Source organism: Pseudomonas sp. BGA-UO-ETr-WB11 (assembly GCF_059567785.1).
In genome coordinates this window covers 25,678-38,518 of sequence record NZ_JCAQOS010000005.1, presented here as the reverse complement: position 1 = coordinate 38,518, position 12,841 = coordinate 25,678, and the positions used below count along the sequence as shown (strand labels likewise).

Here is a 12,841-nt window from a genome sequence, read left to right as displayed (position 1 = left end):
CAATGCATTCCGAGAAAGGTAATTGAGCAAACGCGCAGTCAGGGGCAGACCGTTTACCCGCAATCTACTATTGCCTGGAATACTGCTCTTGCTAGGGCAAACAGGTTTAGCCCCCCTAAATAAGGCGCTAAGAAAACTCCTTGTGTCATCGAGCAAAAAAAGAATGAATTATTTCCTTGCAAACACAATACAGGAAACAACTTATTTATCTAGAACCGCTGAAGGCGACGGACCGACACTATCATATGCTCCTTGGTATGACAGAGGCATGACGCAGTTAACTTGGGAAGAAAACTACAAACGCTATACAAAATTTAAAACCGGCTCAGAAACACCAATATTTCGCGAAGCACTCGAGAGCGACTTAGCTCATGCCGCTGAGAGTGCTGGATTCTACTGGGTAAGCACAGCTCGCCCGGCAACCAACTCACTTTGTCTTAGTAGATACGCAGACATATTTCCTACTCTAGATCTCCAAGAACTGGAAAATATTTGCACTAACTATAGCTACCCACAAAGACAGTGCCTGGTGGCACTACGTAATATTAATTATTATGTTTGCCCGCAGTTGGAACCTGTTACCCGTGGCATTAACACTGGAAATCCCACGGGTACGGGGGTAGTCAACGGGTTAACGCTACGACATGTAGTATTTTCAAGCTGCTTGTTGACTTTATCTGAGCACTACTTTCCTGAAAATGGTGACATGACTTTATTACCCTCCATTGTGGATAGACAACTACCGTGAAAAAATATTTGACTTTTATAACACTACTATTTTCAGCGCAGATTTCTCACGCAACGCAATGTGTATCTGGAGGCGAGCAGTTTGAAGTGCTGAAATGCAAAAATGGCATGTTGTGCATTTCAAGCGACCTAACAAAAGAAGTACTCAGCGAAGGCTATGCCGAAGAGACAAAATTAAGTGCACGGATGTTAACTTTGATGGAGAGCCTGATATTTTAGTTCAGCACCGACCTGCTGGACAAGTTAGGATGTCTTCGGTTTTCCTATTCGATAAAGCAAATAAAACTTACAAAAAAAATCAACCCCTAAGCGATATTCCGTGCTTAAAAATAGATCCTGAAAAAAGTTTAATTTCGGGTGAGTGTTTCTCCTCTAGCGTATGTGACCGCTGGAGTGAGCAGTACAAAATCAACGACAACTCACTTGAACTTACCTCTACGAAAGGCACATATTGCGACCCAGCCACAGGAGAGGCTTATAGTTATTTTGAGTCTTATAAAAATGGTCACATAGTACATAAGACTGTTAAACCGTTAACTGAAGAAAAATAACACAGGATCAATGGGATTGGTGTCATTTTTCCTCAATAAATCCCTCGATCAATTTTCAATTTGTTCAAAAAATTCTGTTCTTTAACAACTAACTCAACAACACAAAGCCTTGGCGTCACCTGACGCCAAGGGCGAAACCATCAGTCAACCCTATCGTTTCGAGCTGGAACTGGTCAGCGAGCGCCCAGACCTTGAGCTGCAAAGCCTGCTGCATCAGCGCGCCTTTCTCGCCTTTAGTCCAGATGGCCTGGGCATCCACGGCCTGATCTACCAGGTCGCCCAAGGCGAATCTGGCAAGCGCCTGACCCGCTACAAACTGAGCATCGTGCCGCAGCTGAGCTACCTGGCCCTGCGCACCAACCAGCGGATCTTCCAGCACATGACGGTGCCGCAGATCGTCGCCCAGGTGCTGCAAGAGCACGGCATCGCCCTTGGCGGTTACCAGTTCCAGCTCGGTCCAACCGTTTACCCCAAGCGCGACTACTGCGTGCAGTACGACGAGAGCGACCTGCACTTCGTCCAGCGCCTGTGTGAGGAGGAAGGCATTCACTACCACTTCCAGCACAGCGAGCAGGGCCATGTGCTGGTCTTCGGCGATGACCAGAGCGCCTTCGGCAAACTCGGCCAGCCCACCGCCTACCTGCAAGACAACGGCATGACCGCCGATACGCCTGTGATCAAGCGCTTTGCCGTGCGCCTGGAAACCCGCACCAGCCGCATCACCCGTCGCGATTACGACTTCGAACAACCGCGCCTGCTGCTGGAGCCGCCGTCAAGGAGGATCGTGATCCCGAGGCCAATCCGCTGCCGGATCTCGAGGACTACGACTACCCCTGCCGCTTTGTCGACCGTGCACGCGGCAAGCACCTCAGCCAACGCCGCCTCGAGCGCCACCGCGCCGATTACCGCCTGGCCGAAGGCCGTGGCGATCAGCCAAAATTGCTCAGCAGGAACTTTCTCGAACTCTGCGACCTCCCGCGCCAGGAGTACAACGACCTCTGGCTGCTGCATGAGGTGATCCACCAAGGCGAACAACCCTAGATACTGGAAGAGTCCATAACTGACCTCTCCCATTCATGAGAGGGGCCGGGGGAGAGGGTTTAACAGACGTAAGTTTATTCAAGGCTGTCAAAAACACTTCACTGACTACGCCAATAGTCAGGGCCTAGGGCGGGAGAGTATCACTCAGCCGTATCGCTTCTAGCTTGAGCTAGTCAGCAAGCGCCCCGACCTCGACCTGCAAAGCCGGCTGCGCCAGCAGCGTGCCGTCCTACCTACGACTGATCATCCTCTCCAAGGGCTGCCAGCTCGCGCTCCAACAGGCCTTCGTCGCCCAGATTAAGCTCTACGAGACGTCGCAAATGGCTGATGGAGTCGAGGTCGATATGCCTGCACACAAAACCCAGTTGGCCATTGTGAGTGCGGGCCAGATCAACTTCGATTTGCACCTGAATGTCGCTGGCCAAGGTGATATTGGCGAGGAATGGATGTGCCTGATCGCCGCTCCAGTCAGCCGGAGAGCGGACCAGTAGTCCTTTAAGCGACAGGTCGAGGAGCTCCACATCCCAGCGATGCGGACCTTGCAGCAGCTCGGTAGCTGCATCGAAGGCGATGCGCTGAAAGCGCCGGCGGTTGTTGACGGTATCGCTCATGGGAAACTCCTGTCTAGTTAAGCTAACTATAGCCTGCCCACCCGAATTTTCGTCACGCGAGGTGAATCAGTCCCGCGACAAGAAGGCACATGCCGAGACGTTAACAGTTGGGTTTCGAGAGGGGGTAACGACTTAGTGAACAACGCTACTGGCAAATTAGACGGCACCTGCTTAGCAGGGTAAGCAACCGGTCGCGTTAAGGCGCCAAGCCGCTTTTGAGCCATTCCTTGGCTCCCGCTCCCACCCTTAGCACTGCGCAGTTATACAAAAAACCAGTTATGTAAATATACCTGGTGCTATAAGCGCTGCTTATATCTGCGCCTGCAGGTAGTTTTCGAGACCGACTTGGTCAATCAGACGCAGCTGAATCTCAAGCCAGTAGGCATGGTCTTCCTCTGTATCCTTGAGCTGCGCGAGCAAAATATCCCGGCTTTGATAGTCCTGATGCTGCTCGCAGAGGCTAATGCCTTTGCTCAGAGCAGCCCTAACCTCGTACTCAAGAGCCAGATCCAGCTTTAGCATCTCGGGTACAGTGCGCCCGAAGATGAATGGATTGGGCGACATATCTGGCTCGCCTTCCAAAAAGAGAATACGCCGCAGCAGTGCGTCAGCATGCTGGGTTTCCTCTTCCATCTCATGGCTAATACGGGCGTAAAGCTTGGAAAGCCCCAGGTCGTCATACAGCCGCGAATGCACAAAGTACTGATCTCGAGCCGCCAGCTCACCTTTGAGCAGCTGTTTTAAATACTCGATAACTTCAGCATGGCCTTTCATCCGGCGACTCCTTTTGTGCGCAATCTAAGAGCACACATGCTCGGTGCAGCCGCTGCGTGGGTCAAGCGAAACACCACTGGAGGCGCCCTGATCATTAATTTTCAGGCAACAAAAAGCCGGGCACTAGGCCCGGCTTTTTGTTCAGACTGATGTCTTACTCGGCGGAAACAGCTTCACCACCGACTGGACGATCAACCAGCTCGACATACGCCATTGGCGCATTGTCGCCAGCGCGGAAACCGCACTTGAGGATACGCAGATAACCGCCCTGACGGGTGGCGTAGCGCTTGCCCAGATCATTGAACAGCTTACCAACCATAGCTTTCGAACGAGTACGGTCGAAAGCCAGACGACGGTTTGCAACGCTATCAATTTTAGCCAAGGTGATCAGCGGCTCGGCAACGCGACGCAGTTCTTTGGCCTTAGGCAGGGTAGTTTTGATCAGCTCGTGCTCAAACAGCGACACCGCCATGTTTTGAAACATGGCTTTACGATGCGCGCTGGTGCGGTTGAGGTGACGACCACTCTTACGATGACGCATGGTTCAATTCCTTACCAAACTCACGTTCGGTGATTACGACGATCAGGCCGTAGCCTTTTCGTCTTTCTTAAGACTTGCCGGCGGCCAGTTGTCGAGGCGCATACCGAGGGACAGACCGCGCGAGGCCAGAACGTCTTTGATCTCAGTCAGAGACTTCTTGCCCAGGTTCGGCGTCTTCAACAACTCTACTTCGGTGCGCTGAATCAGATCGCCGATGTAGTAGATGTTTTCTGCCTTCAGGCAGTTGGCCGAACGAACGGTCAGCTCAAGATCATCAACCGGGCGCAACAGGATCGGATCGATCTCGTCTTCCTGCTCGATAACCACTGGCTCACTGTCACCTTTGAGGTCGACGAACGCGGCCAACTGCTGTTGCAGAATGGTCGCGGCACGGCGGATAGCCTCTTCCGGATCCAGAGTACCGTTGGTCTCCAGGTCAATAACCAGCTTGTCCAGGTTAGTACGCTGTTCAACGCGGGCGTTTTCAACAACATAGGCAATGCGGCGAACCGGGCTGAACGAAGCGTCAAGCTGCAAGCGACCAATGCTGCGGCTTTCATCTTCATCGCTCTGACGAGAGTCAGCAGGTTCATAGCCACGACCACGGCGTACGGTGAGCTTCATGCTCAGTGCGCCGTTGGAAGCCAAGTTGGCAATAACGTGATCGCCGTTGACGATCTCGACATCGTGATCCAGCTGAATATCGGCAGCAGTAACCACACCCGAACCTTTTTTAACCAGGTTCAGCGTAACTTCGTCACGACCGTGCAGCTTAATAGCCAGACCTTTGAGGTTCAGCAGGATTTCAATTACGTCTTCCTGCACACCTTCGATGGCGCTGTACTCATGGAGTACACCGTCAATCTCGGCCTCGACTACTGCACAGCCAGGCATTGAGGACAACAGGATGCGACGCAGCGCGTTGCCCAGCGTATGGCCAAAACCACGCTCGAGAGGCTCGAGGGTGATCTTGGCGCGGGTCGGACTGACCACCTGCACATCAATGTGACGAGGGGTCAGGAATTCATTTACCGAAATCTGCATGGATGCACCTATTTTCTAGCCCTTACTTGGAGTAGAGCTCGACAATCAGGCTTTCGTTGATGTCGGCGGACAGATCGCTGCGAGCCGGGACGCTTTTGAACACGCCAGACTTCTTCTCAACGTCAACATCTACCCACTCAACGCGGCCACGCTGAGCACACAGTTCAAGAGCTTGAACGATGCGCAGCTGATTCTTCGACTTCTCACGAACCGCAACCACGTCGCCAGCTTTAACCTGGTAGGACGGGACGTTTACGGTTTTACCGTTGATGCTGATCGCTTTGTGCGAAACCAGCTGACGGGATTCGGCACGAGTAGCGCCAAAGCCCATACGGTAAACGACGTTGTCCAGACGGCACTCGAGGATCTGCAGCAGGTTCTCACCGGTAGCGCCTTTACGGCCGGCAGCTTCCTTGTAATAACCGCTGAATTGACGCTCAAGTACGCCATAGATGCGGCGAACTTTTTGTTTCTCACGCAGCTGAGTACCGTAGTCGGATTGACGACCACGACGCTGACCGTGGATACCTGGGGCTGCTTCGATGTTGCACTTCGATTCCAGAGCGCGGACGCCACTTTTCAGGAAAAGATCTGTGCCTTCACGACGAGACAGTTTGCATTTTGGACCAATGTAACGTGCCATTTATCTGTCTCCTAATTACACGCGACGCTTCTTCGGCGGACGGCACCCGTTATGCGGGATTGGCGTCACGTCGGTGATGCTGGCGATCTTGTAACCGCAACCGTTCAAAGCACGGACAGCGGACTCACGACCTGGACCTGGACCCTTGACGTTTACGTCGAGGTTTTTCAGGCCGTATTCCAGCGCAGCTTGACCAGCACGTTCAGCAGCCACCTGGGCGGCGAACGGAGTGGACTTGCGTGAACCGCGGAAACCTGAACCACCAGAAGTAGCCCAAGACAGGGCATTACCTTGACGGTCAGTAATGGTCACAATGGTGTTGTTGAAAGACGCGTGGATGTGGGCGATGCCATCAACCACTGTCTTTTTAATTTTCTTACGAGGACGAGCAGCAGGTTTTGCCATGACTATATTCCTGTCGATTCGCGGGCGCGATTACTTGCGGATCGGCTTACGCGGGCCCTTACGGGTACGCGCGTTGGTCTTAGTACGCTGACCGCGAGCCGGCAGGCCACGGCGATGACGCAGACCGCGGTAGCAGCCCAGGTCCATCAAGCGCTTGATTTTCATGTTGATTTCACGACGCAGGTCACCCTCGGTATTAACCTTGGAAACCTCTGTACGCAACAGTTCAACCTGCTCGTCACTCAGATCTTTAATTTTTACCGCCGGGTTAACCCCGGTCGCTGCACAAATCTTCTGTGCAGTAGTGCGACCAACACCAAAGATGTAGGTCAGCGAGATAACAGTATGCTTGTTATCCGGAATGTTTACGCCTGCAATACGGGCCATTCAGTGGGACTCCATTTGACAGCTACCTACGCCCCAGAACCAAGAAAAGGGCGCGAGATATTAACGCTGTAATAACAAATAATCAACCCGGCAGCGCACTAGCTGCCGGGCTTGTAACGCTCAGATCACAATCAGCCTTGGCGCTGCTTGTGACGCGGCTCTGCGCTGCAGATTACGCGCACGACACCTTCGCGACGGATAATCTTGCAGTTGCGGCACAGCTTTTTCACCGATGCACGAACTTTCATCACCAACTCCTCGAACCTTATGGATGCTTCAGCGGAGCATTCCGCCGCCGTAACCCTTCAGGTTGGCTTTCTTCATCAGGGATTCATACTGGTGCGATACGAGATGCGATTGCACTTGGGCCATAAAGTCCATCACAACCACCACCACGATCAGCAGCGAAGTCCCGCCAAGGTAGAACGGTACGTTGGCCGCCACCACCAGAAACTGGGGCAACAAGCACACCGCCGTCATGTACAAAGCACCGAACATGGTCAGACGAGTCAACACGCCATCGATATAGCGCGCAGACTGCTCACCTGGACGAATACCCGGAATAAAGGCACCGGACTTCTTAAGGTTTTCCGCTACGTCTTTCGGATTGAACATCAACGCTGTGTAGAAGAAGCAGAAGAAAATAATCCCCGCACTAAACAGCAGAATATTCAACGGATGACCGGGCGCGATTGACTGCGACAGATCCTGCAACCAGCCCATACCTTCAGACTGACCGAACCAGGCGCCCAAAGACGCAGGGAACAGCAGGATGCTGCTGGCGAAAATAGCCGGGATTACGCCCGCCATGTTCACCTTCAACGGCAAGTGGCTTGTCTGTGCAGCGAAGACCTTGCGACCCTGCTGACGCTTGGCGTAGTGCACCGCAATGCGACGCTGGCCACGCTCAATGAACACCACGAAACCGATGATAGCCACAGCCAACAAACCGATGGCCACCAGAGCGAAGATGTTGATATCGCCCTGACGTGCAGACTCGAAAGACTGCCCGACAGCACTCGGAAGACCTGCAACAATGCCGGCAAAAATCAGCATCGAGATGCCGTTGCCAACACCGCGCTCGGTAATCTGCTCGCCCAACCACATCATGAACATCGCACCCGCCACAAACGTGGTGACTGCTACGAAGTGGAAGCCGAAATCAGCCGAGAACGCGACGCCCTGACCAGCAAGGCCGACGGACATGCCGACAGCCTGAACTACAGCCAAGACCAACGTGCCGTAGCGGGTGTACTGACTGATCTTGCGACGGCCAGCTTCCCCTTCCTTCTTCAACTGCTCCAGCTGCGGACTAACAGTGGTCATCAGCTGCATGATGATCGATGCCGAAATGTACGGCATGATCCCCAATGCAAAGATGCTCATCCGCTCGAGCGCGCCGCCGGAAAACATGTTGAACAAGCTAAGAATGGTCCCCTCATTCTGTCGAAACAGATCGGCCAGCCGGTCAGGGTTAATCCCAGGAACTGGGATGTGCGCACCTATCCGATAGACGATGATCGCCAGAAACAGAAAACGCAGTCGAGCCCAGAGCTCGGATAACCCGCCATTGCTGAGCGCTGAGAGAGCACCTTGCTTAGCCATTTATTCCTCGAACTTACCGCCAGCTGCTTCGATAGCCGCACGCGCACCTTTGGTGGCAGCGATACCTTTAAGGGTAACAGCGCGACCAACTTCGCCAGACAGCATGACTTTTACACGCTGAATGTTTTGGTTGATTACGTTGGCATCCTTCAGCGACTGCAGAGTAACGACATCGCCTGCCACTTTAGCCAGTTCGGAGGTACGCACTTCTGCGCGATCCATGGCCTTCAGGGAAACGAAACCGAATTTCGGCAGACGGCGGTGCAACGGCTGTTGACCACCCTCAAAACCCGGAGCAATAGTGCCACCGGAGCGGGAGCTTTGACCTTTGTGGCCACGGCCACCGGTCTTGCCCAAACCACTACCGATACCACGGCCCGGACGATGCTTTTCACGACGGGAACCCGGCGCTGGACTCAGATCATTGAGTTTCATCGATTAACCCTCGACTCGCAGCATGTAGTAAGCCTTGTTGATCATCCCGCGATTCTCAGGAGTATCCAAAACTTCTACGGTGTGACCAATGCGACGCAGACCCAGACCCTTAACGCACAGCTTGTGGTTAGGGATGCGGCCAGTCATGCTTTTGATCAGCGTAACTTTCACAGTTGCAGTAGTCATGATTAGCGGATCTCCTCAACAGTCTTGCCGCGCTTAGCAGCAATAGAGCTAGGAGATTGCATAGCCTTCAGACCCTTGAAAGTGGCGTGAACCACGTTTACCGGGTTAGTCGAGCCATAGCACTTGGCCAGGACGTTCTGCACACCAGCAACTTCGAGAACAGCACGCATAGCGCCGCCAGCGATGATACCGGTACCTTCAGAAGCAGGCTGCATGTACACCTTAGAGGCGCCATGACCCGACTTCATCGCGTACTGCAGAGTGGTACCGTTAAGGTCCACTTGAATCATGTTGCGACGAGCAGCCTCCATCGCTTTCTGGATGGCAGCAGGCACTTCACGAGATTTGCCACGGCCGAAACCAACACGACCCTTACCATCACCCACCACGGTCAACGCGGTGAAAGTGAAGATACGGCCGCCTTTAACGGTCTTGGCAACGCGGTTCACTTGAACCAGCTTCTCGATGTAGCCTTCGTCGCGCTTTTGGTCGTTATTTGCCATAACTTAGAACTCCAGCCCGCCTTCACGAGCAGCATCAGCCAGTGCCTTGACACGACCGTGGTACTTGAAGCCAGAACGGTCAAAAGCAACTTGGGTGATGCCAGCGACTTTCGCACGCTCAGCAACCAGCAGCCCTACCTTCTTGGCAGCGTCAATGTTGCCAGTGGCAGCATCACGCAGTTCTTTGTCCAAAGTCGAGGCACTGGCCAAGACCTTGCCGCCGTCGGCCGAGATGACCTGGGCGTAGATGTGCTGCGAGGAGCGATACACGCACAGACGCACGACTTCTAGCTCGTGCATTTTCAGGCGTGCTTTGCGAGCGCGACGCAGTCGAGTAACTTTTTTGTCGGTCATTTGCTATGCCCTACTTCTTCTTGGCTTCTTTACGACGGACGACTTCGTCTGCGTAACGCACACCTTTACCTTTGTAAGGTTCTGGCGGACGGAAGTCGCGGATCTCAGCGGCCACCTGACCAACCAGTTGCTTATCAATACCCTTAATCAGGATATCGGTCTGGCTAGGGGTTTCAGCAGTGACGCCTGCCGGAAGGTCGTAATCAACCGGATGCGAGAAGCCCAGCGCCAAGGACAGTACTTCGCCTTTAGCTTGTGCTTTATAACCAACACCAACCAGCTGAAGCTTGCGCTCAAAGCCTTGGCTGACGCCAGTTACCATGTTGTTCACGAGTGAACGGGTAGTACCTGCCATTGCACGAGTCTGCTGGTCGCCATTGCGGGCTGCAAAACGCAGCTCACCAGCTTCCATGATGACTTCAACGGACGAATGTACTTTTAGGTCTAGAGTGCCCTTGGCACCCTTCACCGAAAGCTGCTGGCCAGCCAGTTGAACTTCAACTCCAGCGGGCAGCTTTACGGGGTTCTTAGCAACGCGAGACATGCTTATCCCCCCTTAGAACACAGTGCAAAGGACTTCGCCGCCGATACCGGCAGCGCGCGCAGCACGATCCGTCATCACACCTTTGTTGGTGGAGACGATAGACACGCCAAGACCGCCACGAACTTTCGGCAGATCTTCAACGGCCTTGTACTGACGCAAGCCAGGACGACTGACGCGCTTCACTTCTTCGATGACCGGACGGCCTTCGAAGTACTTCAGCTCGATGGTCAGCTGCGGTTTAACTTCGCTGCTGATCTGAAAATCCGCGATGTAGCCTTCACCCTTAAGGACTTTAGCTACTGCCACCTTCAAGGTAGAAGAAGGCATGCTTACAACGGCCTTTTCAGCCATCTGGGCATTACGGATACGAGTTAGCATGTCCGCTAACGGGTCCTGCATACTCATGGGCTAGACGCTCCTGATACAAAATGAATTAGCCAAGTGGCTAAGAGCCGACAGAAGCACCACCAACGAAGGCGTGCTCTGGCGAGCCGGGTATTCTAGAGACTGCTCATAAATGAATCAAGCCCCAAAAGGGGCTTGATTCATAACCGCTCAGCGGTAAGCGTGACTTTCACCACGCTTACCGACCAAACGTTAGCAATTTACCAGCTGGCTTTAACCAGACCTGGTACATCGCCACGCATAGCAGCTTCGCGCAGTTTGTTACGGCCAAGGCCGAACTTGCGGTACACGCCATGCGGACGACCTGTCAGGCGGCAGCGGTTACGCATGCGCGCAGCGCAAGCATCACGTGGCTGCTTCTGCAGGGCTACTTGTGCTTCCCAACGCGCTTCCGGAGTGGAGTTCGGATTGGCGATGGTAGCTTTCAGCTCGGCACGCTTTTTGGCGTACTTGGCTACCGTTAGCTGACGCTTCAGCTCGCGGTTTTTCATGCTCGTTTTGGCCATGTTCCTACTCCAATCAGTTACGGAACGGGAAGTTGAAGGCGCGCAGCAAGGCACGACCTTCATCATCGTTACGGGCAGTGGTGGTCAGAGTGATATCCAGACCGCGCAATGCGTCGATTTTGTCGTAATCGATTTCCGGGAAAATGATCTGCTCTTTGACGCCCATGCTGTAGTTACCACGACCATCGAAGGACTTGGCATTCAGGCCGCGGAAGTCACGTACGCGCGGCAGGGAGATCGCAAGCAGACGATCCAGGAATTCGTACATACGATCACGGCGCAGGGTTACCTTAACGCCAATCGGCCAACCTTCACGGACTTTAAAGCCAGCGATGGATTTGCGAGCGTAAGTTACGACCGCTTTTTGACCGGTGATCTTTTCCAAGTCAGCTACAGCGTGCTCGATGACTTTTTTGTCGCCGATCGCTTCGCCTACACCCATGTTCAGGGTGATCTTGGTAACGCGCGGAACTTCCATCACGTTGCCCAGCTGAAGTTGTTCTTTCAGCTTGGGGGCGATTTCCTTCCGGTAAATCTCTTTTAGTCGTGCCATGGTCTTCTACCTAGCAGTGTTCAAGCATCAACCGCTTTTTGGGTCGACTTGAAGACACGAATTTTTTTACCTTCTTCTACTTTGAAACCAACGCGGTCAGCCTTGTTGGTTTCGCCGTTGAAAATGGCGATGTTAGAGACGTGCAGTGGCGCCTCTTTTTCGATGATCCCACCAGGAACGCCAGCCATAGGGTTTGGCTTGGTATGACGCTTAACCAGGTTGACCCCACCAACGACCAGACGGTCGTCAGCGAGAACCTTAAGCACCTTACCGCGCTTGCCCTTGTCTTTGCCGGCGATGACGATGATCTCGTCGTCACGACGAATCTTTTGCATGATCGCTTCTCCTTACAGCACTTCAGGGGCGAGCGAGACGATCTTCATGAACTTCTCAGTACGAAGTTCACGGGTCACGGGCCCAAAGATACGGGTGCCGATCGGCTCTTGCTTGTTGTTAAGCATCACAGCAGCGTTGCCGTCAAAGCGGATGATCGAGCCATCAGGGCGACGAACGCCGTGACGAGTACGAACAACCACAGCGGTCATCACCTGGCCTTTTTTGACCTTACCGCGCGGAATTGCTTCCTTAACGGTAACTTTGATGATGTCGCCGATGCCAGCGTAACGACGGTGGGAACCGCCGAGCACCTTGATGCACATAACACGGCGAGCGCCACTGTTATCAGCAACATCGAGCATGGATTGAGTCTGAATCATATAATTTCTCCGACCCCTAGCCCTTAGACTTCCACTGCGCGTTCGAGAACATCAACCAGCATCCAAGACTTAGTCTTGGCCAGCGGACGGGTCTCACGAATAGTGACCTTGTCGCCGATATGGCACTGGTTGGTTTCGTCGTGTGCGTGCAGCTTGGTCGAACGCTTGACGTATTTACCGTAGATCGGGTGCTTTACGCGACGCTCGATCAGAACGGTGATGGTCTTGTCCATTTTGTCGCTGACAACACGGCCAGTCAGCGTACGGACGGTTTTTTCGGCTTCAGCCAT

General features: G+C 53.5%; 23 protein-coding genes and 1 pseudogene. 4 read left to right on the top strand and 20 right to left on the bottom strand.

Annotated elements, in window-relative coordinates:
- Positions 1 to 163 precede the first annotated feature (163 nt).
- From AC56DI_RS05610 to tssI, 4 genes and pseudogenes are all read left to right on the top strand, one after another.
- Positions 164 to 748, top strand: a complete 585-nt coding sequence (locus AC56DI_RS05610; RefSeq protein WP_496345279.1) for a hypothetical protein — start codon at positions 164 to 166, stop codon at positions 746 to 748.
- A complete protein-coding gene (locus tag AC56DI_RS05605; RefSeq protein ID WP_496345839.1) occupies positions 745 to 966 on the top strand; it encodes a hypothetical protein in 222 nt (73 codons plus the stop codon). Before AC56DI_RS05610 ends, AC56DI_RS05605 begins: the two co-directional genes overlap by 4 nt.
- Positions 861 to 1,298: an XAC2610-related protein gene (locus AC56DI_RS05600; RefSeq protein ID WP_496345808.1), complete on the top strand. Its 438-nt coding sequence runs from the start codon at positions 861 to 863 to the stop codon at positions 1,296 to 1,298. Before AC56DI_RS05605 ends, AC56DI_RS05600 begins: the two co-directional genes overlap by 106 nt.
- 133 nt (positions 1,299 to 1,431) lie before the next feature.
- Positions 1,432 to 2,336: pseudogene (gene tssI / locus AC56DI_RS05595) on the top strand (type VI secretion system tip protein TssI/VgrG); the annotation flags it as partial.
- 236 nt (positions 2,337 to 2,572) lie between these two features.
- Here tssI and AC56DI_RS05590 read toward each other — a convergent pair.
- The 20 genes from AC56DI_RS05590 to rpsQ form a co-directional block, all read right to left on the bottom strand.
- Positions 2,573 to 2,950 carry a PilZ domain-containing protein gene (locus tag AC56DI_RS05590; protein ID WP_496345278.1) on the bottom strand — a complete coding sequence of 126 codons (378 nt, stop codon included), beginning with the start codon at positions 2,948 to 2,950 and terminating at the stop codon, positions 2,573 to 2,575.
- 309 nt (positions 2,951 to 3,259) lie between these two features.
- Positions 3,260 to 3,724 (bottom strand): bacterioferritin, encoded by a 465-nt coding sequence (gene bfr, locus AC56DI_RS05585; protein ID WP_496345277.1) that lies wholly within the window; start codon positions 3,722 to 3,724, stop codon positions 3,260 to 3,262.
- 154 nt (positions 3,725 to 3,878) lie between these two features.
- Positions 3,879 to 4,265 carry a 50S ribosomal protein L17 gene (gene rplQ, locus AC56DI_RS05580; protein ID WP_324518733.1) on the bottom strand — a complete coding sequence of 129 codons (387 nt, stop codon included), beginning with the start codon at positions 4,263 to 4,265 and terminating at the stop codon, positions 3,879 to 3,881.
- Between the two features lie 42 nt (positions 4,266 to 4,307).
- Positions 4,308 to 5,309, bottom strand: a complete 1,002-nt coding sequence (locus AC56DI_RS05575; RefSeq protein ID WP_324518735.1) for a DNA-directed RNA polymerase subunit alpha — start codon at positions 5,307 to 5,309, stop codon at positions 4,308 to 4,310.
- Positions 5,310 to 5,331: 22 nt separating this feature from the next.
- Positions 5,332 to 5,952: a 30S ribosomal protein S4 gene (gene rpsD / locus AC56DI_RS05570; RefSeq protein WP_324518736.1), complete on the bottom strand. Its 621-nt coding sequence runs from the start codon at positions 5,950 to 5,952 to the stop codon at positions 5,332 to 5,334.
- A gap of 15 nt (positions 5,953 to 5,967) precedes the next feature.
- Positions 5,968 to 6,357 (bottom strand): 30S ribosomal protein S11, encoded by a 390-nt coding sequence (gene rpsK / locus AC56DI_RS05565; RefSeq protein ID WP_007924177.1) that lies wholly within the window; start codon positions 6,355 to 6,357, stop codon positions 5,968 to 5,970.
- 30 nt (positions 6,358 to 6,387) lie between these two features.
- Entirely contained in the window at positions 6,388 to 6,744 is a 357-nt protein-coding gene (rpsM, locus tag AC56DI_RS05560) for a 30S ribosomal protein S13 (RefSeq protein WP_324518773.1), read from the bottom strand.
- Between the two features lie 131 nt (positions 6,745 to 6,875).
- Positions 6,876 to 6,992 carry a 50S ribosomal protein L36 gene (rpmJ, locus tag AC56DI_RS05555; protein WP_002555468.1) on the bottom strand — a complete coding sequence of 39 codons (117 nt, stop codon included), beginning with the start codon at positions 6,990 to 6,992 and terminating at the stop codon, positions 6,876 to 6,878.
- A 28-nt stretch (positions 6,993 to 7,020) separates the two neighbouring features.
- Positions 7,021 to 8,349 carry a preprotein translocase subunit SecY gene (gene secY / locus AC56DI_RS05550; protein ID WP_324518774.1) on the bottom strand — a complete coding sequence of 443 codons (1,329 nt, stop codon included), beginning with the start codon at positions 8,347 to 8,349 and terminating at the stop codon, positions 7,021 to 7,023.
- On the bottom strand, positions 8,350 to 8,784 hold the full coding sequence (gene rplO, locus AC56DI_RS05545) for a 50S ribosomal protein L15 (protein WP_324518775.1): 435 nt from the start codon (positions 8,782 to 8,784) through the stop codon (positions 8,350 to 8,352). It lies immediately after the preceding gene.
- Positions 8,785 to 8,787: 3 nt separating this feature from the next.
- Positions 8,788 to 8,970, bottom strand: a complete 183-nt coding sequence (rpmD, locus tag AC56DI_RS05540; RefSeq protein ID WP_324518776.1) for a 50S ribosomal protein L30 — start codon at positions 8,968 to 8,970, stop codon at positions 8,788 to 8,790.
- Between the two features lie 2 nt (positions 8,971 to 8,972).
- Positions 8,973 to 9,473 carry a 30S ribosomal protein S5 gene (gene rpsE, locus AC56DI_RS05535; protein ID WP_324518777.1) on the bottom strand — a complete coding sequence of 167 codons (501 nt, stop codon included), beginning with the start codon at positions 9,471 to 9,473 and terminating at the stop codon, positions 8,973 to 8,975.
- A gap of 3 nt (positions 9,474 to 9,476) precedes the next feature.
- Positions 9,477 to 9,827: a 50S ribosomal protein L18 gene (gene rplR, locus AC56DI_RS05530; RefSeq protein WP_324518778.1), complete on the bottom strand. Its 351-nt coding sequence runs from the start codon at positions 9,825 to 9,827 to the stop codon at positions 9,477 to 9,479.
- Between the two features lie 10 nt (positions 9,828 to 9,837).
- Complete coding sequence (gene rplF / locus AC56DI_RS05525; protein WP_496345276.1) at positions 9,838 to 10,371, bottom strand: 50S ribosomal protein L6; 534 nt, start codon at positions 10,369 to 10,371, stop codon at positions 9,838 to 9,840.
- A gap of 12 nt (positions 10,372 to 10,383) precedes the next feature.
- On the bottom strand, positions 10,384 to 10,776 hold the full coding sequence (gene rpsH, locus AC56DI_RS05520; protein WP_324518780.1) for a 30S ribosomal protein S8: 393 nt from the start codon (positions 10,774 to 10,776) through the stop codon (positions 10,384 to 10,386).
- A gap of 200 nt (positions 10,777 to 10,976) precedes the next feature.
- Positions 10,977 to 11,282 carry a 30S ribosomal protein S14 gene (gene rpsN, locus AC56DI_RS05515; protein WP_324518781.1) on the bottom strand — a complete coding sequence of 102 codons (306 nt, stop codon included), beginning with the start codon at positions 11,280 to 11,282 and terminating at the stop codon, positions 10,977 to 10,979.
- Positions 11,283 to 11,295: 13 nt separating this feature from the next.
- Positions 11,296 to 11,835: a 50S ribosomal protein L5 gene (gene rplE, locus AC56DI_RS05510; protein ID WP_324518782.1), complete on the bottom strand. Its 540-nt coding sequence runs from the start codon at positions 11,833 to 11,835 to the stop codon at positions 11,296 to 11,298.
- Between the two features lie 20 nt (positions 11,836 to 11,855).
- Positions 11,856 to 12,170: a 50S ribosomal protein L24 gene (rplX, locus tag AC56DI_RS05505; RefSeq protein ID WP_324518783.1), complete on the bottom strand. Its 315-nt coding sequence runs from the start codon at positions 12,168 to 12,170 to the stop codon at positions 11,856 to 11,858.
- A 12-nt stretch (positions 12,171 to 12,182) separates the two neighbouring features.
- Positions 12,183 to 12,551 (bottom strand): 50S ribosomal protein L14, encoded by a 369-nt coding sequence (gene rplN / locus AC56DI_RS05500; RefSeq protein WP_324518784.1) that lies wholly within the window; start codon positions 12,549 to 12,551, stop codon positions 12,183 to 12,185.
- 23 nt (positions 12,552 to 12,574) lie between these two features.
- Positions 12,575 to 12,841, bottom strand: a complete 267-nt coding sequence (rpsQ, locus tag AC56DI_RS05495; RefSeq protein WP_324518785.1) for a 30S ribosomal protein S17 — start codon at positions 12,839 to 12,841, stop codon at positions 12,575 to 12,577.